This is a genomic window from Vibrio sp. bablab_jr001 (genome assembly GCF_016464285.1).
Taxonomy (GTDB): Bacteria; Pseudomonadota; Gammaproteobacteria; order Enterobacterales; family Vibrionaceae; genus Vibrio; species Vibrio fluvialis.
The window spans coordinates 74,075-93,971 of record NZ_JACDWZ010000113.1 but is presented as its reverse complement, the minus strand read 5'-3'; the positions used below and the strand labels follow the sequence as shown (position 1 = coordinate 93,971).

General features: G+C 50.0%; 17 protein-coding genes. 6 read left to right on the top strand and 11 right to left on the bottom strand.

Annotated features, from left to right (window positions below; all coding sequences use genetic code 11):
• Positions 1 to 29: 29 nt before the first annotated feature.
• On the bottom strand, positions 30 to 800 hold the full coding sequence (locus tag JIG40_RS22095; protein ID WP_020331995.1) for an ABC transporter permease: 771 nt from the start codon (positions 798 to 800) through the stop codon (positions 30 to 32).
• Between the two features lie 4 nt (positions 801 to 804).
• A complete protein-coding gene (locus tag JIG40_RS22090) occupies positions 805 to 1,722 on the bottom strand; it encodes an ABC transporter ATP-binding protein (protein WP_199466099.1) in 918 nt (305 codons plus the stop codon).
• Between the two features lie 343 nt (positions 1,723 to 2,065).
• On the opposite strand from JIG40_RS22090, the gene can reads away from it, so the two are divergent.
• Complete coding sequence (gene can, locus JIG40_RS22085) at positions 2,066 to 2,734, top strand: carbonate dehydratase (RefSeq protein ID WP_020331992.1); 669 nt, start codon at positions 2,066 to 2,068, stop codon at positions 2,732 to 2,734.
• Positions 2,735 to 2,783: 49 nt separating this feature from the next.
• On the opposite strand, the gene hpt is transcribed toward can, so the two are convergent.
• A complete protein-coding gene (gene hpt / locus JIG40_RS22080) occupies positions 2,784 to 3,311 on the bottom strand; it encodes a hypoxanthine phosphoribosyltransferase (protein WP_020331991.1) in 528 nt (175 codons plus the stop codon).
• A gap of 320 nt (positions 3,312 to 3,631) precedes the next feature.
• On the opposite strand from hpt, the gene JIG40_RS22075 reads away from it, so the two are divergent.
• Positions 3,632 to 4,249, top strand: coding sequence for a LuxR/HapR/OpaR family quorum-sensing transcriptional regulator (locus JIG40_RS22075; RefSeq protein ID WP_024374317.1), 618 nt, complete (start codon positions 3,632 to 3,634; stop codon positions 4,247 to 4,249).
• A 121-nt stretch (positions 4,250 to 4,370) separates the two neighbouring features.
• On the opposite strand, the gene lpdA is transcribed toward JIG40_RS22075, so the two are convergent.
• The 7 genes from lpdA to xerD all read right to left on the bottom strand — a co-directional run bounded on the left by lpdA (position 4,371) and on the right by xerD (position 15,273).
• Entirely contained in the window at positions 4,371 to 5,798 is a 1,428-nt protein-coding gene (gene lpdA / locus JIG40_RS22070; protein ID WP_020331989.1) for a dihydrolipoyl dehydrogenase, read from the bottom strand.
• A 258-nt stretch (positions 5,799 to 6,056) separates the two neighbouring features.
• Entirely contained in the window at positions 6,057 to 7,952 is a 1,896-nt protein-coding gene (gene aceF, locus JIG40_RS22065; RefSeq protein ID WP_199466098.1) for a pyruvate dehydrogenase complex dihydrolipoyllysine-residue acetyltransferase, read from the bottom strand.
• A gap of 17 nt (positions 7,953 to 7,969) precedes the next feature.
• On the bottom strand, positions 7,970 to 10,630 hold the full coding sequence (aceE, locus tag JIG40_RS22060; protein WP_020331987.1) for a pyruvate dehydrogenase (acetyl-transferring), homodimeric type: 2,661 nt from the start codon (positions 10,628 to 10,630) through the stop codon (positions 7,970 to 7,972).
• 51 nt (positions 10,631 to 10,681) lie between these two features.
• Complete coding sequence (gene pdhR / locus JIG40_RS22055) at positions 10,682 to 11,452, bottom strand: pyruvate dehydrogenase complex transcriptional repressor PdhR (RefSeq protein WP_020331986.1); 771 nt, start codon at positions 11,450 to 11,452, stop codon at positions 10,682 to 10,684.
• Between the two features lie 342 nt (positions 11,453 to 11,794).
• Complete coding sequence (gene recJ / locus JIG40_RS22050; protein WP_020331985.1) at positions 11,795 to 13,534, bottom strand: single-stranded-DNA-specific exonuclease RecJ; 1,740 nt, start codon at positions 13,532 to 13,534, stop codon at positions 11,795 to 11,797.
• A gap of 49 nt (positions 13,535 to 13,583) precedes the next feature.
• Positions 13,584 to 14,348: a bifunctional protein-disulfide isomerase/oxidoreductase DsbC gene (gene dsbC, locus JIG40_RS22045; protein ID WP_024374397.1), complete on the bottom strand. Its 765-nt coding sequence runs from the start codon at positions 14,346 to 14,348 to the stop codon at positions 13,584 to 13,586.
• A 16-nt stretch (positions 14,349 to 14,364) separates the two neighbouring features.
• Complete coding sequence (gene xerD, locus JIG40_RS22040; protein WP_020331983.1) at positions 14,365 to 15,273, bottom strand: site-specific tyrosine recombinase XerD; 909 nt, start codon at positions 15,271 to 15,273, stop codon at positions 14,365 to 14,367.
• 140 nt (positions 15,274 to 15,413) lie between these two features.
• Here xerD and fldB point away from each other — a divergent pair, with 140 nt between their 5' ends.
• On the top strand, positions 15,414 to 15,935 hold the full coding sequence (gene fldB, locus JIG40_RS22035; RefSeq protein ID WP_020430452.1) for a flavodoxin FldB: 522 nt from the start codon (positions 15,414 to 15,416) through the stop codon (positions 15,933 to 15,935).
• Between the two features lie 4 nt (positions 15,936 to 15,939).
• Here fldB and ampD read toward each other — a convergent pair whose 3' ends face one another.
• Positions 15,940 to 16,491: a 1,6-anhydro-N-acetylmuramyl-L-alanine amidase AmpD gene (ampD, locus tag JIG40_RS22030; RefSeq protein ID WP_199466097.1), complete on the bottom strand. Its 552-nt coding sequence runs from the start codon at positions 16,489 to 16,491 to the stop codon at positions 15,940 to 15,942.
• A gap of 152 nt (positions 16,492 to 16,643) precedes the next feature.
• Here ampD and nadC point away from each other — a divergent pair, with 152 nt between their 5' ends.
• From nadC to pilB, 3 genes are all read left to right on the top strand, one after another.
• Positions 16,644 to 17,531, top strand: coding sequence for a carboxylating nicotinate-nucleotide diphosphorylase (gene nadC, locus JIG40_RS22025; RefSeq protein ID WP_158129993.1), 888 nt, complete (start codon positions 16,644 to 16,646; stop codon positions 17,529 to 17,531).
• A 230-nt stretch (positions 17,532 to 17,761) separates the two neighbouring features.
• Positions 17,762 to 18,184, top strand: a complete 423-nt coding sequence (locus JIG40_RS22020; RefSeq protein ID WP_158125403.1) for a pilin — start codon at positions 17,762 to 17,764, stop codon at positions 18,182 to 18,184.
• A 6-nt stretch (positions 18,185 to 18,190) separates the two neighbouring features.
• Positions 18,191 to 19,879, top strand: coding sequence for a type IV-A pilus assembly ATPase PilB (gene pilB, locus JIG40_RS22015; protein ID WP_199466096.1), 1,689 nt, complete (start codon positions 18,191 to 18,193; stop codon positions 19,877 to 19,879).
• Positions 19,880 to 19,897 lie beyond the last annotated feature (18 nt).

Here is a 19,897-nt window from a genome sequence, read left to right as displayed (position 1 = left end):
CCTCGGTTGACCTTTTTATTACCTGTCGCTCAGCTGCGTAAGCCTTTGCCTTTACTGACCAGATAATGGGCCACGGCGTACAGCACCACCACAAACACACCCAGCACGCTGAATGACGTCACGATACCCACATCCGAGACACCCAGGAAGCCGTAACGGAACGCGTTCACCATGTAGACGATGGGGTTGATTTTCGATACGCCCTGCCAGAACTCCGGCAGCAGACTGATGGAATAAAATACCCCGCCCAGATAAGTCAGCGGCGTTAACACGAAAGTCGGAATAATCGAGATATCATCAAACGTACGCGCGTACACCGCGTTGATCAAACCACCCAATGAGAACACAACCGAGGTCAGAAACACCGTCGCCGTGATGATGCCCCAGTGATCAACACTCAGATCCACAAAGAACAGCGACACAAACGTCACCATCGCGCCCACCAACAGGCCACGTGTCACACCGCCCATCACATAACCGGCAATGATCACGTAGTTCGGCACTGGCGCCACAAGCAGCTCTTCAATGTTCTTCTGGAATTTGGCACTGAAAAACGATGAAGCCACGTTCGAGTATGAGTTGGTGATGACCGACATCATGATAAGCCCCGGCACGATGTACTCCATGTAGCTGAAGCCGTTCATCTGACCGATACGGGAACCAATCAAATTACCAAAGATGATGAAATACAAGCTCATGGTAATCGCTGGCGGTACTAAGGTCTGTACCCAGATGCGCGTGAAGCGTTTGATCTCTTTGCGCAGCAGACTGCGAAAAGCGGTCCAATAAATATGATACATGCTCTTACCCCTGACTCTGCTGGCGAACAATTCTGACAAACAGCTCTTCCAAACGGTTGGCTTTGTTGCGCATCGACATCACGTTCACGCCCTGCTCTGAAAGCTGGGTAAAGACGTGGTTCATGCCCTGCGTTTTTTCCAGCTCAATTTCCAGCGAACCGTCGACCACACGTTGCGAGACCACATCGGTGAGCGGCTGCAGCTTCTCTTCATTATCGATATCAAGAATAAAGGTTTCGACATGCAACTTACCGAGCAAACCTTTCATCGTGGTGTTTTCAATCAGCTCTCCGCGATTGATGATACCGATGTGACGGCACAGCATCTCCGCTTCTTCCAGATAATGCGTGGTAAGGATGATAGTGATCCCTTGCGAATTGATCTGCTTGAGAAATTCCCACATTGAGCGGCGCAGCTCGATATCCACCCCGGCTGTCGGCTCATCGAGGATCAGCAGTTGTGGTTCGTGCATCAAAGCGCGGGCAATCATCAGGCGGCGTTTCATCCCACCGGAGAGGTTACGCGCGCGCTCTTTGCGTTTTTCCCACAGATCCAGTTGGGTGAGATACTTCTCGGCCCGCTCTTTGGCCAGCGTGCGCGAAACGCCGTAATATCCCGCCTGCTGCATCACGATCTGCTCGACTGTCTCAAACGGGTTAAAGTTGAACTCTTGTGGCACTAAGCCTAAATGTTGTTTCGCTTGCTCTAAGTGAGTGTCAATGTTGTGACCAAACACTTTGACTGTACCGGAGGTCTTATTGACCAGTGAGGAAATGATACCAATCGTGGTCGATTTACCGGCACCGTTGGGGCCAAGCAGAGCGTAAAAGTCGCCCTTATTGACCGTCAGGCTGACGCCTTTCAGTGCTTCAAAACCACCGGCGTAGGTTTTGCGCAGCTGATCAATTTCTAATGCATACATAGCAGTGTGAAAACTCTTTCTGTTCGAACAGACTAGATGTGCTGCTTAAGCGGTCACTTTTCAACCCTTGAACGCAAATAGATCGGAGAAAAATCCCCCCATTTTCAACATGGTGATAACCAGTCCATGTTTCAGTTATCACTTTTACAAACAAAATCTTGCAAAAATTTTACTTCCATTAACTGCTCAGATGAGTAGTCTGTTAAGCAATTTGTCAGAGAATGAATTTATGACATTGTGTATAGTTGGCAAGCATACCCAAGTGGTTTCAAGACGCCGTATTCTGTCATCGGACAGAACCGGGCACCTTGAGGGTACTTGGCTATAAACTAAGGGAAGTAAAATGCCAGAGATTAAACAACTATTCGAAAACAACTCGAAGTGGTCAGAGTCTATTAAAGCAGAACGACCTGAGTACTTTAGCAAGTTAGCCGAAGGACAAAATCCTGACTTTCTGTGGATTGGTTGTTCTGACAGCCGAGTCCCTGCAGAGCGCCTAACCGGCCTGTATTCCGGTGAACTGTTCGTACACCGAAACGTTGCCAACCAAGTGATTCATACAGACCTGAACTGCCTGTCTGTGGTGCAGTACGCGGTCGACGTTCTCAAAGTGAAACACATTATCGTGTGTGGCCACTACGGCTGTGGTGGTGTGACGGCGTCTATCGATAACCCGCAACTGGGTCTGATCAATAACTGGATTCTGCACATCCGTGATTTGTACTTCAAACACCGCGGCTATCTGGAGCAAATGCCAGAAGAGGACCGCTCGGACAAACTTGCGGAAATCAACGTGGCAGAACAAGTGTACAATCTGGGTAACTCCACTATCCTGCAAAACGCTTGGGAGCGTGGCCAGGACGTTGAGATTCACGGTGTGGTTTACGGTATCGGTGACGGTCGTCTGGAGTATCTGGGCGTGCGTTGTAACTCTCGCGAAATGGTCGACGGTAGTTACAAGAAAGCGATGGAAAAAATTCTGAATCCACAGCACAGCCTGTTATGTCGATAACAAAAACGCCCACATCATGTGGGCGTTTTTTATCTCTGCGTCATCCAGTTTAAAGTGGAACCACTTTACCGATGAATGGCAGATGGCGGTATTTCTGTGCGTAGTCGATACCCACACCCACCACGAATTCGTCCGGAATCTCAAAACCGATCCATTTCACATCTACGTTCACTTCACGACGAGAAGGTTTGTCCAGCAAGGTACAGATCTGAATCGATTTCGGTTCACGCAGTGACAGAATCTCTTTCACTTTGCTCAGGGTGTTACCCGTGTCGATGATGTCTTCCACCAACAGCACATCTTTGCCTTTGATGTCGTCATCCAGATCTTTCAGGATGCGCACGTCACGCGAACTTTCCATGGTGTTGCCGTAGCTCGATGCCGTCATGAAATCGACCTGATGCGTCAGGCTGATTGCACGAGCCAAGTCTGCCATAAACACAAAAGAGCCACGGAGCAGACCCACCAGAACCAAATCTTCACTGCCATTGTAGTGCTCAGTGATCTGCTGGCCGAGTGCGCGGACACGTTCCTGAACTTCTTGCTCAGAAATCATTACTTCAACTGTATGTTTCATACCAATCTCGTTTTGTTGGAGCGACACTTGGCACTGCAAAACCACACCGACAGCGCCGCTAAATCTTTCGGCGCGTATAGTACCACTGCTGAGGGTGGGTGTTAACCTTTCACTGATGTTACGTTTTAGTGAGAAATTGATTCAATAAAACACTTTGAAATTCAAAACATTTCAGAAATGTGAACATTTTATAAGCACAAAACATTGACCTTCATCATATGCACCATTACACTCATAGGGCTTTCAAAGCAATTAATAAAATAATCATTAGCGTTTACTAAAAAACGCAGATAACAACTCAAATGGCAAGGATTAATACTATGGACGCATCTATAGAGAAACGCCCTAGAACGCGGCTATCTCCTCAAAAACGTAAACTCCAGTTGATGGAAATCGCGCTGGAAGTGTTTGCAAAACGAGGCATTGGCCGTGGTGGTCATGCGGATATTGCAGAAATTGCTCAAGTTTCTGTCGCCACCGTGTTCAACTACTTCCCTACTCGTGAAGATTTGGTCGACGACGTACTGACTTACGTGGTTCGCCAGTTTTCCAACTTTCTCACCGACAACATCGATCTCGATATTCACGCGAAAGAGAACCTCACCAACATCACCGATGAAATGGTTAAGCTGGCCAATGAAGATTGCCACTGGTTGAAAGTGTGGTTTGAATGGAGCGCCTCGACGCGTGACGAAGTATGGCCACTGTTTGTATCCAGTAACCGTACCAACCAGTTGCTGGTGAAGAACATGTTCTCGAAAGCCATCGAGCGCGGTGAAGTGTGTGAACAGCACGACCCTGAAGATTTGGCGACGCTGTTCCACGGTGTCTGCTACTCACTGTTTGTGCAAGCCAACCGCGTTCGCGATGAAGGCTACATGCGTAAACTGGTGAAAAGCTACCTGGACATGCTGTGCATCTATAAACGCGATCACTAATAAGCAAAGATTGACGAATCATAGCGCCGCAAGGCGCTATTTTTTTGCCTCAGAGGCCGAGTAACAGACATAAAAAAACCGCTGAACAATCAGCGGTTTTTATCATTTGGCGCTCAGAAAATTATTTTTTCTTTTTCGCTTTTGCGTTTGGCAGGTCAGTGATCGTACCTTCAAACACTTCTGCAGCCAGACCCACAGACTCGTGTAGAGTCGGGTGAGCGTGGATAGTCAGAGCGATGTCTTCTGCATCACAACCCATCTCGATCGCCAGACCGATTTCGCCCAGTAGTTCGCCACCGTTTGTACCCACGATAGCACCACCGATAACGCGGTGAGTCTCTTTATCGAAAATCAGCTTAGTCATACCGTCAGCACAGTCAGACGCGATTGCACGGCCTGAAGCTGCCCATGGGAAAGTTGCCACTTCGTAGTTGATGCCTTCTGCTTTCGCTTCTTTCTCAGTCTTACCAACCCATGCCACTTCTGGCTCAGTGTAAGCGATTGAAGGAATAACTTTAGGATCGAAGTAGTGTTTCTTACCAGCGATAACTTCTGCAGCCACGTGGCCTTCGTGAACACCTTTGTGAGCCAGCATTGGTTGGCCAACGATGTCACCGATAGCGAAGATGTGAGGTACGTTAGTGCGCAGTTGCTTGTCGACGTTGATGAAGCCACGCTCATCCACTTCCAGACCTGCTTTTTCTGCATCCAGTAGTTTACCGTTTGGTACACGACCGATTGCCACAAGTACCGCATCGTAACGCTCAGCTTCCGCTGGCGCTTTCTTACCTTCCATCGATACGTAGATGCCGTCTTCTTTTGCTTCAACCGCAGTCACTTTGGTTTCCAGCATCAGGTTGAACTTCTTCGCAATACGCTTGGTGAAGACTTTAACGATGTCTTTATCCGCAGCTGGGATAACTTGGTCGAACATCTCAACCACGTCGATTTGAGAACCCAGTGCGTGGTACACAGTACCCATTTCCAGACCGATGATACCACCGCCCATGATCAGCAGTTTTCCAGGAACTTCTTTCAGTTCCAGAGCGTCTGTTGAATCCCAAATACGTGGGTCTTCATGAGGAATGAATGGCAGTTTGATTGGACGAGAACCCGCAGCAACGATCGCGTTGTCGAAGTTCACAACAGTTTTGCCGTCTTCGCCTTCCACTTCAATCGTGTTCGGGCCAGTGAACTTACCAAAACCGTTAACCACGTTCACTTTACGCATCTTAGCCATACCGCCAAGACCGCCAGTCAGTTGGTTAATTACTTTTTCTTTCCACAGACGGATCTTGTCGATGTCTGTTTGTGGCTCACCAAACACGATACCGTGCTCAGCCAGCGCTTTTGCTTCTTCGATAACTTTAGCTACGTGCAGTAGTGCTTTCGATGGGATACAACCCACGTTCAGACACACGCCACCTAGGGTGTTGTAACGTTCGATAAGTACTGTTTCCAGACCTAAGTCTGCACAGCGGAATGCAGCGGAGTAACCAGCAGGACCGGCACCAAGCACTACAACTTGGGCTTTAATTTCTTTGCTCATTTCGACCTCTTGTAGTCAATATCCCTAACAGGCTGAGTGGGTGTTCTATCTATTTGTTTTATGTTTAAAACGAATTACTTAAAACGATTATTTTTCAGACCGCAACAGTTTACAGAGATGTTAATGGTGTGAAAAGTAAATCCATGTAGCCTGTGAGCTAGACAACAATTCAATGCGGAAAAATTTTTTCATCATCAAATTGCAAGACAATGCTTGAATCAAGGCGGCTAAATAGCCGCCTTATTTTGTTTGAACCGATTACAGAACCAGACGACGAATGTCGCTCAGGCAACCGTTCAAGTAAGTGATAAAGCGTGCACCTTCTGCGCCATCGATCACACGGTGGTCGTATGACAGAGACAGAGGAAGTTGCAGACGTGGAGCAAACTCTTTGCCGTTCCACACTGGCTTAATCTCAGACTTAGATACACCCAGAATACCAACTTCTGGTGCGTTCACGATTGGCGTGAATGCCGTACCGCCGATACCACCCAGACTTGAGATGGTGAAACAGCCGCCTTGCATATCTGCCGCAGTCAGCTTACCTGCACGTGCTTTCTTCGATACTACAGCCAGCTCTTCAGACAGCTCGTAGATACCTTTCTTGTTCACGTCTTTGAATACAGGAACAACCAGACCGTTTGGTGTATCTACCGCGATACCGATGTTCACGTATTTCTTCAGGATCAGGCTCTCACCGTCTTCAGACAGAGAAGAGTTGAACGCAGGGAACGCTTCCAGAGCTTTCGCCGCAGCTTTCATGATGAACACCAGTGGCGTGATCTTCATGCCTGAATCTTTCTTCGCTTCAATCGCGTTCTGTTCTTTACGGAAGTTTTCCAGCTCAGTGATGTCTGCGTTATCCCACTGTGTAACGTGTGGAATCATGACCCAGTTACGGTGCAGGTTCGCGCCAGAGATCTTCTTAATGCGAGACAGTGGCTGAATTTCAGTTTCACCGAACTTGCTGAAGTCCACTTTTGGCCAAGGTAGCAGACCCAGTGCCGCGCCGTCGCCTTTGCCAGATGCTGCTGATGCGGCACCTGATTCCAGACGTTTCAGAGCTTCTTTCACGTAGTTCTGAACGTCTTCTTTCAGAATGCGGCTCTTACGGCCTGAACCTTTCACTTTAGACAGGTTAACGCCGAATTCACGCGCTAGGCGACGAACCACTGGAGACGCGTGTGCGTACTCGTTGTTTTCTTGGAAGTCACCCGTTGCCGCTGCAGGCGCTGCCGCCGCTGGAGCTTCAACTTTCGGTGCCGCTGCTGCTGGAGCTGCTGCCTGAGCTGGTGCTGAGACTGCTGCCGGCGCTGCGCCAGCCACTTCAAACACCATGATCAGTGAGCCAGTTGACACTTTGTCGCCAGCCGCTACTTTAATCGCTTTCACTTTACCCGCGAATGGTGCAGGAACTTCCATCGACGCTTTGTCGCCTTCCACAGTGATCAGAGATTGCTCTTCGCTCACCATGTCGCCAACCGCGACCATGATTTCAGTCACTTCAACTTCGTCGCCGCCGATATCTGGAACGTTGACTTCTTTGTCGGCTGCCACCGCTGGCGCTGCTGCTGGAGCCGCTGCCTGAGCTGGAGCTGCCTGAGCTGGAGCGCCAGAACCGGCCACTTCGAAGACCATGATCAGTGAGCCAGTGGTCACTTTGTCACCCGACGCGATCTTGATCTCTTTCACGGTACCCGCGAATGGCGCTGGAACTTCCATTGAAGCTTTGTCGCCTTCAACAGTGATCAGAGACTGCTCTTCAGACACTGTGTCACCCACAGCAACCATGATTTCAGTCACTTCAACTTCGTCGCCACCGATGTCCGGTACGTTGACTTCTTTCAGTTCAGTCGCTGCTGCTGGCGCTGCCGCAACTGGTGCTGCTTCGGCCGCAGGAGCTGGTGCAGCCGCTGCTGCACCTTCCGCTTCAAAAACCATAATCAGTGAGCCAGTCGTTACTTTGTCGCCAGCCACTACTTTGATTTCTTTAACAATACCTGCCTGAGACGCTGGAACTTCCATAGAAGCTTTGTCGCCTTCAACAGTAATCAGAGATTGTTCTTCTTCAACCTTGTCGCCTACGCTTACAAGAATCTCAGTAACTTCAACCTCGTCTGCACCGATATCTGGTACGTAAATTTCGATAGCCATGCTTTTCCTACCTTCAATTAAGCGTATAGCGGGTTTGTTTTTTCAGTGTCGATGTTGAATTTCTTGATAGCTTCCGCCACCACAGATTTCTCAACTTCACCACGTTTCGCTAGTTCGTTTAGAGCTGCAACAACAACGTAGCCTGCGTTCACTTCGAAGTGACGACGTAGGTTCTCACGGCTGTCTGAACGACCGAAACCGTCAGTACCCAGTACTTTGTATGACTCAGCAGGAATGAACGCGCGAACTTGGTCAGCGTAGTTCTTCATGTAGTCGGTTGCAGCGATTGCTGGTTCAGTACCCATTACTGAAGCGATGTAAGGTACTTTCGCTTCTGCTTCTGGGTGAAGCATGTTGTAACGCTCTGCATCCTGGCCATCACGAGCCAGTTCGTTGAACGAGGTTACAGAGTAAACATCAGAGGCGATGCCGTATTCTTCGCTCAGGATCACTGCCGCTTTACGTACTTCGTTCATGATAGTACCAGAGCTCATCAGCTGAACTTTACCTTTAGAACCAGACAGAGTTTCCAGTTTGTAGATACCTTTACGGATACCTTCTTCAGAACCTTCTGGCATTGCCGGATGCGCGTAGTTTTCGTTCATCAGCGTCAGGTAGTAGAACACGTTCTCTTGCTCACCGTACATGCGACGGATACCGTCTTGCATGATCACCGCTACTTCGTATGCGAAAGTCGGATCGTAAGAGATACAGTTCGGGATAGTGCCGGCCTGAATGTGTGAGTGACCATCTTCGTGCTGCAGACCTTCACCGTTCAGTGTAGTACGGCCAGCCGTTGCGCCCAGAAGGAAACCACGAGCTTGTTGGTCACCTGCCATCCATGCCATGTCGCCAACACGTTGGAAACCGAACATAGAGTAGTAGATGTAGAACGGGATCATTGGCAGGTTGTTGGTGCTGTAAGATGTCGCAGCCGCAACCCAAGATGACATTGCACCCAGTTCGTTGATACCTTCTTGCAGTACCTGACCTGCTGTGTCTTCTTTGTAGTAAGACACAACACCACGGTCTTCAGGCGTGTAAGTCTGGCCGTGTGGGTTGTAGATACCGATTTGACGGAACAGACCTTCCATACCGAAAGTACGCGCTTCGTCAGCAATGATAGGAACGATGTTCTTACCAATGTTTTTGTCTTTCAACAGAATGTTCAGTGCACGCACGTAAGCCATCGTTGAAGAGATTTCACGTTTCTGTTCTTCCAGAAGCGGTTTGAACTCTTCCAGTTCTGGAATAACCAATTCCTGAGTGAAGTTAGGCAGACGCTGTGGCGTGTAACCGTGCAGCGCTTTACGACGAGCGTGCAGGTATTCGTGTTCTTTCGAACCTTCTTCCAGCTTCAGGTAAGGCAGGTTGTTCACTTCTTCATCAGAAATGATGTCTTGCAGACCCAGACGGTTACGCATCGCGATCACGTGCGTCATGTCCATCTTCTTAACTTGGTGCGCAATGTTCTTACCTTGAGCCGCGTCACCCATGCCGTAACCTTTAACAGTCTTAGCCAGGATTACCGTTGGACGGCCTTTAGTTTCTTGTGCGTTCTTGAACGCTGCGTACAGTTTAGAAGACTCGTGACCACCACGTTTCAGTGCGAACACTTCGTCATCAGTCATGTCAGCAACCAGGGCTGCAGTCTCTGGGTATTTACCGAAGAAATGCTCACGAACGTACGCGCCATCTTTCGCTTTGAAAGTCTGGTAGTCGCCGTCAATGGTTTCGTTCATCAGTTGCAGAAGTTTACCAGAGGTATCTTTCGCCAGCAGAGAATCCCAGTTGTTACCCCAGATAACTTTAACCACGTTCCAGCCAGCGCCTTTGAACAGGCCTTCCAGCTCTTGAATGATCTTGCCGTTACCCATTACCGGGCCGTCCAGACGCTGTAGGTTACAGTTGATCAGGAAGCACAGGTTGTCCAGTTTCTCACGCGCAGCGAAAGAAATAGCACCACGTGATTCTGGCTCATCCATCTCACCGTCACCCAGGAACGCGTATACGCGCTGGTCAGACGTATCTTTCATGCCACGGCCTTCTAGGTATTTCAGGAAGCGAGCTTGGTAGATAGATGCGATTGGACCCAGACCCATAGATACGGTCGGGAATTGCCAGAATTCAGGCATCAGTTTAGGGTGTGGGTACGAAGGAATGCCTTTGCCATCCACTTCTTGACGGAAGTTGTCCAGTTGTTCTTCTGTCAGGCGGCCTTCAACGAAAGCACGCGCGTAAATCCCTGGAGAAATATGACCTTGGTAGTAAACCAGGTCACCACCGTCCTTCTCGTTTGGAGCACGGAAGAAGTGGTTGAAACATGTTTCATAGAACGCAGCTGAAGACTGGAATGATGCCATGTGGCCGCCTAGATCCAGATCTTTCTTCGATGCACGAAGAACGATCATGATCGCGTTCCAGCGAATGATTGAGCGGATACGACGTTCGATAGTCGTGTCGCCTGGGTATGCTGGTTCTTGGGCCGCAGGAATCGTGTTGATGTAGTTCGTTGTAATACCAGTTGGCATATCAACGCCGTCTAGACGTGCTTTTTCCAGTACTTCTTCTAGCAGGTACTGGGCACGCTCTACGCCTTCTTCACGTACAACTGACTCAAGCGCGGCTAACCACTCCTGAGTTTCCAGTGCATCTACGTCATGCTTCATGTCAGACATGGCGATCTATCCTTCTGTTGGTTGGATTTATTTAGAATCGCAATGGACCGCTTATTGCGGCTCATTACCCTGTTGGATACGACGCAGAGAACGCTCACGACGAGACTCTTCCCGGGTCAAATCCAACAATGTTTCTTCGATATAAGCTAAGTGAGAATGAGACATTTCGCGCGCCTTCTCAGGCTGACCGGATACGATCGCATCCACGATATTAGCTCGGTGCTTGCTTACTTTCTCCACCGCTTCAGGGCGGCGGCGTAATAATTTAAAATTCTGCAGAATATTTTGCTCAAGCAGGGGAGCGAGACTTCGAACGATGTGCAGCAGAACCACGTTATGGGCAGCTTCCGTAATAGCAATCAGAAACTCCATGACAGTTGCGGATTCTGTTTCTACGTCCTTCGCATCCTGAAGCTCACCAATTCGCGCCACGCAGGCTTGAATACGGGCAAAATCTTCTTCGGTACCACGCAGTGCTGCAAAATAAGCCGAAATACCTTCCAGCGCATGACGCGCTTCCAATAGATCAAGCTGGGTTTCCGAGTGGCTAGACAATAAATTTAGCAGAGGATCAGAGAAACTCTTCCACATGTGCTCGCTTACGAAGGTGCCGCCGCCCTGACGACGAGTCAGCAGGCGTTTGGCTTCTAATCGCTGGATGGCTTCACGGACGGACGGACGGGAAACATCGAACTGTTTGGCCAGCTCTCGCTCCGGTGGCAGTTGTTGCCCTGGGGCTAATGTTCCTTCCACGATCAACCGTTCTAACTCTTGCTCGATGACATCGGATAGCTTCGGCTGACGAATCCTTTGATAAGCCATAATTTATTATTCTTCTACTCTTTATGTTCTTGCAGGCAATTGGTAATACCAATTTCAAGTTGGTGCAGAAATTAACATAATTAAAACGCCAATGTCCAGTCAAAAATTGACCCAAATCATAGAACAGGCCTTACCAAAACACTTTACTAACAATAGCGCACTAAAACGGCAATATTATTGGTCAGACCAATTACAAAAATCATACAGACGGGGAATTAACGGGCTATGACAGTTATTCACATTGTCGATATCACAAGCAGAATTTAGAACCAAATCACAAAATTTGCATAAAAAAAGAGCACCTCGCGCTAAGGTGCTCTTTTTATGTTCACAGCGTCTGATTTATTTGGCTTCGATGTGATCAACCATCAGCTGCAAGGATTGATTACCACGAAACTCATTGATATCGAGTTTATAAGCGAGGCGTACGATTTTCACCGATGCGTCCGGCCAACGGCGCAGGTCAACGTTGAACGCGATGCCATCGATCATGATGTTGGTCGGGTGGCCTTTATACAGCGGCTCCAGCATCAATTTGAGATGCTTCTCCCCGACCAGTTTCTGATGCAGCACTTTAAACTCACCATCAAATACCGGTTCAGGAAACGCCTGTCCCCATGGACCACCAGCGCGCAGCATTTCCGCCACGTGCATAGAGAACTCCTCCGGCGTCAGTTCGCCGTCGGTCAGAATCACACCTTTAAGCAGCGCTTCATCGAGATCCTGACGCACCACTTCATCAAACAGTCGGCTGAAACGCTCAAAGTTCTTCTCTTCAATCGTCAATCCGGCCGCCATGGCGTGGCCACCAAACTTAAGAATAATGCCCGGATTCTGCGTATCAATTTTATCCAGCGCATCACGCATGTGCAGACCAGCAACCGAACGGCAGGAACCTTTAATCAGACCATCGCCGCCATCAGCAAACGCAATCACCGGACGATGGAACTGCTCTTTAATACGCGAAGCGAGAATGCCAATCACGCCCTGATGCCAGTCACGCTGAAACATCACCAGGCCGTGCGGCAGTTCGGTGTCTTTACCAAACTGCAGACGTTCACAAAACGCCATCGCTTCCTGCTTCATGCCCTCTTCAATCTCTTTACGCGTCTGATTGAGACCATCCAATTCACTGGCCATACGGCGCGCAGCGTGAATGTTGTTACACAGCAGCAGCTCGACGCCAAACGACATATCGTCAAGACGCCCTGCGGCGTTAATCCGCGGCCCCAGCGCAAAGCCAAAATCTGACGCGACCAGTTTACGCGCATCGCGTTTGGCCACTTCAATCAGCGCCTGAATCCCCGGGCGAGCTTTACCAGCGCGAATACGCTGCAAGCCCTGGTGCACCAGAATGCGGTTGTTTTCATCCAGCGGCACCACATCGGCAACCGTGCCTAAGGCCACCAAATCAATCAGTTCCATCAGCTTGGGTTCCGCCATGCCCTGTTCAGCAAACCAGCCGCACTTGCGCATGTGAACGCACAGCGCCATCATCAGGTAGAACGCCACGCCCACCCCGGCTAAAGCTTTTGAGGGAAACGCACACTGCTGAAGATTGGGGTTAACCATGGCATCGACATCCGGCAACTGAGAGCCTGGTAAGTGGTGATCGGTCACCAGCACCTGTAGCCCGTGTTGCTTGGCAAAGCGTACCCCTTCAATCGAGGAGACGCCGTTATCGACCGTCATGATCATTTCGGCATTCATCGCCAATGCCTGTTCCACAACTTCCGGGCTCAGGCCATAACCGTCTTCAAAACGGTTGGGCACCAGATAATCGACGTTGTGGCTGCCGAGCATACGCAGTGCCAGAACTGACAACGCCGAACTGGTTGCGCCGTCGGCGTCAAAATCGCCGACAACGATGATGCGCTTCTGCTGCTTAATCGCTTCAAACAGGAGTTCAACAGCTGCATCGATGCCGTGCAGTTGGGTATAAGAGTGCAGCGCTTTCGCGGCCTTCTCCAGTTGTTCGACGCTCTCAACACCACGGTTGAGGTAGATGCGTCTTAACAGAGCAGGAATGGTCTCGGGAAGTTGAGCCAGATCCGGCTCAGGTCGTCGTTGAATTTCAATCATGTGTTATCAGGCCTGAGACTGGCTCAGGCCCGTATCCTTTAAGCTTCGATTACATTTGTTGTAGGCGTTGCAACAGTTGTGCTGCCGGCAGGTAACCACCCACCATTTCGCCGTTTGGCAGGAAAATCGCTGGTGTACCGCTGATACCCAGCTCACGGCCCAATTGATAATGCTGAGCGATGGTTTGCTTGCACTGCGCCAAGTCGCCTTTCGTTTCCAGCATCTGACGATTCATCTTGGCGTTGTGAATCGCCGTTTTTGGATCGTCTGAACACCAGATAGCCGCCATCTGTTCTGCCACCTGACCGGTGGGTCCTTGGCGTGGGTACGCCAGATAACGCACAGTGATACCCGCGTCGTTGTACTCTTTCATCTGGCTGTGCAGACGCACACAGTATCCGCAAGTAATGTCAGTAAACACCGTCACCACATATTTCTCGTTGTCCGCCTTGTACTCAATCATGCTTTTCTGGAACTGCGCGATTTTCTTGGCGTTGATTGGCGCCTGACGCTTGGCCAATACATCGGTGTAACCGCCATTGGCGTCCATCTCATACAGTGTGCCGGCAATAAAATGCTTGCCATCCGGCGACGCAAACAGCACGCCACCCGCGGTTTGCACTTCGACCAGCCCGTCAATATCCGATGGCACAACGTCCATGACATCCAAGCCCAGTTTGGCAAAGCGTTGTTCAAATACGCTCTTGTCGATCTGCACCTGTGCGGCTGGTTTGTCGGCTGACACAGTCTCTGCGTTACACGCCACCGCAACAAACGGCAGCAGCAGAAGTGATAATCGGCGTAAAATCTTCATAAAAAAGTCCTTTCCATCAAGCCCTTGGGTGGTGCTCGCTGTGTAATTGTTTCAATCTCTCAGTCGCGACATGAGTATAAATTTGCGTTGTCGATAAGTCACTATGACCGAGCAGCATTTGTACCACGCGTAAATCCGCCCCGTAGTTCAACAGGTGGGTCGCAAACGCATGGCGTAAAACGTGTGGTGATAGCTTATCGACGTCAATGCCGGCAATCACCGCGTAATGTTTGATCCGGTGCCAGAAAGTTTGGCGTGTCATCTGCTGCGCACGCTTACTCGGAAACACCACATCAGATGTCTGTTCACCTAACAGGTGAGACCGACCCTGAGAAAGAAAAGTTTCAATCCACTCAATCGCATTCTCCCCCATTGGTACCAGACGCTCTTTGCCGCCTTTACCAATCACGCGCACCACGCCCTGACGCAGACTGATGTTTTCCATCGTCAGCGATACCAGTTCGGTGACACGCAAACCAGTGGCATACAAGAGTTCCAGCATCGCTTTGTCGCGCAACTCAATCGGGTCGTCCGGGTTCGGCGCGCTGAGCAATGCATCCACCTGCTGCTCGCTTAAATCTTTGGGTAAACGCTTAGGCAGTTTGGGGCTTACCAGCAGTGCACTCGGATCATCTGCACGCATTTTTTCACGGTGCAGATATTGAAACAGGCGACGAATCGCCGACAGCATTCTCGCCCGCGACGTCTGTTTGTAATCCTGATCCATCAGCCAGGTTTGATACTGCTGAAGGCCCGACAGGCTGATGAAATCCAATCGATAATTGTTGTGCTGCATCCAGTCGAGCAGCTTGATCAGATCATTGCGGTATGACATCAGGGTGTTTTCCGACAACCCGCGTTCCATCCACATCGCATCAAGGAACTGTTCCACCAGCCCGTGATCAGGAGAAAAATGCTCTGACACCTGTACTTCTCATCTCTTTATCGTTCGTGATTCCCTAAGCTTAATACCATAAAAGTATTCTGACAGCAGGATATTCACTGCACTCTGGGTTATTTTATGGTTAGAATTCACCATTCCAGATAAAAAACGAACATGAAACTATGAAGATCGGTCTTTTTTACGGCTCAACAACCTGTTACACCGAAATGGCGGCGGAAAAAATGCGTGCCATCCTCGGTGATGATCTGCTCGACATTCACAATGTGAAAGAAACGCCGCTCAGTTTTATGAGCGACTATGATCTGTTAATACTGGGAATCTCCACATGGGATTTCGGCGAAATCCAAGAAGACTGGAGCGCAATATGGGATCACATCGGTGGCGTGTCGCTAAAAGGCAAGTACGTCGCGTTATACGGCTTAGGCGATCAAGAAGGCTATGGCGAATGGTTCCTCGATGCGATGGGGATGCTCCACGACGAGATCAAGAAGACGGGAGCGAACCTGATCGGCTACTGGCCAAAAGATGACAGCTACCAGTTTGAAGCGTCGAAAGCGCTGACCGAAGATGGAACCCAGTTTGTCGGCCTTGCTCTGGATGAAGACTCGCAATACGAACTGAGTGATGAGCGCATCGCCACCTGGATTGAACAAGTTTTAGTCGAGTACCACGACGCCATCTGACACATCAATCAGACCGCTTTAATAACGCGCGGTATTTCTGCCAGTCAAACACCAGCCCCGGGTCAGTTTTACGTATCGGGGCAATGTACTGATGCCCGGTAATACGCGGCAACGTAATCGCCAGATAGTGCGTCATCAACGCGTCGCTGAGTGTTGCCAATGCCTGATATTGCGCTTCGGTATAGGCGACAAAATCGGTTCCTTCCAACTCAATGCCAATCGAATAATCGTTGCAGCGCTCGCGCCCGGCAAACGACGATTGCCCGGCATGCCAGGCTCTGGCCGAAAATGGCACAAACTGCACCACTTCCCCATCCCGGCGAATCAGACAGTGCGCCGACACACCCATGGTGTGTATCACACGGAAAAATGGATGCTGATTCGGATCAAGCTGGCCGGTAAAAAACTGTTCGATATATGGCCCACCAAACTGCCCTGGCGGCAAACTGATGTTGTGCACCACCAGCAAAGAGATATCCTGTTCGTCGCTGCGCTGATCGCAGAATGGCGATGGTACGCGACGGGCAAATTGATACCAGCCCTGATTATCGATCATAAACACTATCCATTTGATTGATGGGTAAACCCCGACATTAGCCTATGGCTGATTTTAACTTTCTTGCTATGAAATGCGAGATCAAGGGCTGAATTTCAACCGCACTCAGCGTATTATCCCTCCCCCAGTTCAACTTATATTAACGATTTGCGATGAAAGAGTCCCACAACAGTCAAGAACGCCTCGAATATCTGAAACAGCAACTGCCACTGGAAATCACCCGCTCGGTCACCGACACGCTTAAAGAAGATTTAGGCGGCACGCTCGATCCCGCAGCCGATATCACCGCAAGTCTGATCCCAGCCGACGTGCAAGGACGCGCCACCATCATTACCCGTGAACACGGTGTATTCTGTGGTCAAGCCTGGGCTGACGAAGTATTCAAGCAACTGGGCGGCGAAGTGACCATTGAGTGGTTGGTCAAAGACGGTGATACCGTTGAGCCAAACCAAACGTTGTGTACGCTGAACGGTCCGGCGCGCATTCTGCTCACGGGCGAGCGCAACGCGATGAACTTTATTCAAACCTTGTCTGGTTGCGCGACGACCACAGCGCAATACGTAAAAGCGCTGGAAGGCACTGGTTGTCGTCTGCTCGACACTCGCAAAACCATTCCGGGTCTGCGCAGCGCGCTGAAATATGCCGTTGCCTGCGGCGGTGGTTTTAACCATCGTATTGGTGTGTTTGACGCTTACCTGATCAAAGAGAATCACATCATCGCTTGTGGCGGCATTACACAAGCGATCAGCACCGCGAAGAAACTCAACCCGGGCAAACCCGTTGAAGTCGAAACCGAGAATCTGGACGAACTGCGTCTGGCGATTGAAGCCGGTGCCGACATCATTATGCTCGACAATTTTACGCTGGACATGATGCGCGAAGCGGTAGCGATAAACGCAGGTCGTGCAGCGCTGGAAAATTCTGGCAACGTCACGATGGAAACACTGCGTGAATACGCCGAAACGGGTGTTGATTACATCTCTGTCGGCGCACTGACCAAACATGTGCGCGCCATGGATTTATCGATGCGCTTCAAATAAAAATAGAATTTTCAATGTATTAAAAGGAGGCCTCGCCTCCTTTTTTATGCCTGCCGTACCTCATATCACCGCAACGCTTTTAACTGAGTCGAAATATTTTGCCCGATGGATGTAAATCCAAGCATAAAAATCCCGAATGCCTCGCGCCCTCTCATTCCCCCAATTCTCCTAATATCAACAACTTCTTATGCTCTGCTAATCATACAAACACACGCATAACGGAGAGTGTCATGAACGCGAATCAACGCAAACAACAGCAGGGCTTTACCCTGATCGAACTGATGATCGTGGTAGCAATTATTGGGGTGTTGGCAGCAATCGCTGTTCCTCAGTATCAAAAGTATGTTGCAAAAAGTGAGGCTTCAGCAGCACTAGCATCTATAACAGGACAGCGAGTTAATGTTGAGTCTTATGTAATAACAGAAGGCGTATTTCCTACAACAACCCAGGTACCCGTACCTTCCTCTGCATTGGGAACAATAACCTATGCTAATGCAGCATCTGCTGCTGGGGATATCATATTTACATTCAAATCTTCAGGTGTAAGCCCAGATGTTGTCAGTAAAAAAGTGGAACTAAAGAGAACAAGTGCTGGTGCATGGAGCTGTAGTACAACTGTAGCGACAGACTTGAAGCCTAAAGGCTGTTCATAAGTTTTGATGAACACCAACCTACTCGCCATCCTGCGTCAGGCCGATTTGCTTAGCCCTACGCAGGAACAGGCCGTGATGGATCATATTCACGCTTCCGGAACCAATGTGCCGGAGGCGTTGATCGATTTGGCGATCTTCCATCACCATGAACTGACCGAGCATCTAAGCCAGATCTTTGGTTTACCGAATACGGATCTGACCCGTTTTGACTTCGCGCCGCTGTGCCAGCAGTTGGGGCTGCGCGAGCTCATCACCCGTTATCAGGCTCTGCCCCTCAACAGCAGCGGTCAGGTACTGACTCTTGCGGTATCCGATCCTACTCACCTACAAGTTGAAGACGAGTTTCGTTTTGCGACCGGGTTACAAATAGAACTGGTATTGGCTGATCATAAGGCACTGCAGGCCGCTATTCGCCGCTTGTATGGCCGAACCATCGCGTCACATGGCACACAGGGCAAGGAGATCAGCCAGGACGAACTGGCCAGTCTGGTGCAGGTTTCCGATGAAGAAAAAACATCAATCGAAGATCTGAGTCAGGATGACTCCCCGGTCAGTCGTTTCATCAACCAGATCCTGCTTGACGCGGTGCGTAAAGGCGCTTCTGATATCCATTTTGAGCCCTATGAATCCTTTTATCGCATTCGCCTGCGCTGCGACGGCATTTTGGTGGAAACCCAGCAACCAGCCAGCCATTTAAGCCGCCGACTGGCTGCGCGAATTAAGATCTTATCGAAACTCGATATCGCTGAGCGACGTTTACCGCAAGACGGCCGCATCAAATTACGCCTCAATGCGGACACGGCCATTGATATGCGGGTCTCCACTTTGCCAACCTTGTGGGGGGAGAAAATCGTCCTGCGTCTGCTCGACAGCAGTGCGTCCAGCCTCGATATCGACAAGTTGGGTTATAACGATGCGCAAAAGCAGCTTTATCTGGCGGCCCTCACCAAGCCGCAAGGCATGATTCTGATGACTGGCCCGACGGGCAGCGGTAAGACAGTCTCACTCTATACCGGCCTTCGCATTCTCAACACCGACGAAGTGAATATTTCTACCGCCGAAGACCCGGTGGAAATTAACCTGCCCGGCATTAACCAAGTTCAGGTGCAGCCCAAAATTGGTTTTGGCTTTGCGCAGGCTCTGCGCTCCTTTCTGCGTCAGGATCCCGATGTGGTGATGGTGGGCGAAATCCGCGATTTGGAAACGGCAGAGATTGCCGTCAAAGCCGCCCAAACCGGCCACTTGGTGCTATCCACACTGCACACCAACTCCGCCGCCGAAAGCGTGATTCGGCTGGCGAACATGGGCATTGAACCGTTTAACCTCGCTTCATCGCTGAGCCTCATCATCGCTCAACGACTTGCCCGACGCCTTTGCCCTCACTGCAAAGTCGCCACATCACCCTCTCCGACACTGCAGCAACAATTTCACTTTAGTTCTCAGCAGCCTATCTATGCCGCCAACCCATCAGGCTGCAACGAGTGCACCAACGGTTACAGCGGGCGGGTGGGGATTTATGAAGTGATGGCATTTAACTCCGCGCTGGCTGAAGCGATTATGCAACGAGCCAGCATCCATCAAATCGAATCCATTGCCCAGCAACATGGCATGCAAACGCTGTTGCAATCGGGGATCGAAAAACTTCGCGCCGGGATCACCAGTTTCAGTGAGTTGCAGCGTGTTCTCTATTTCTAATTCTGGTTAAGACCTTAT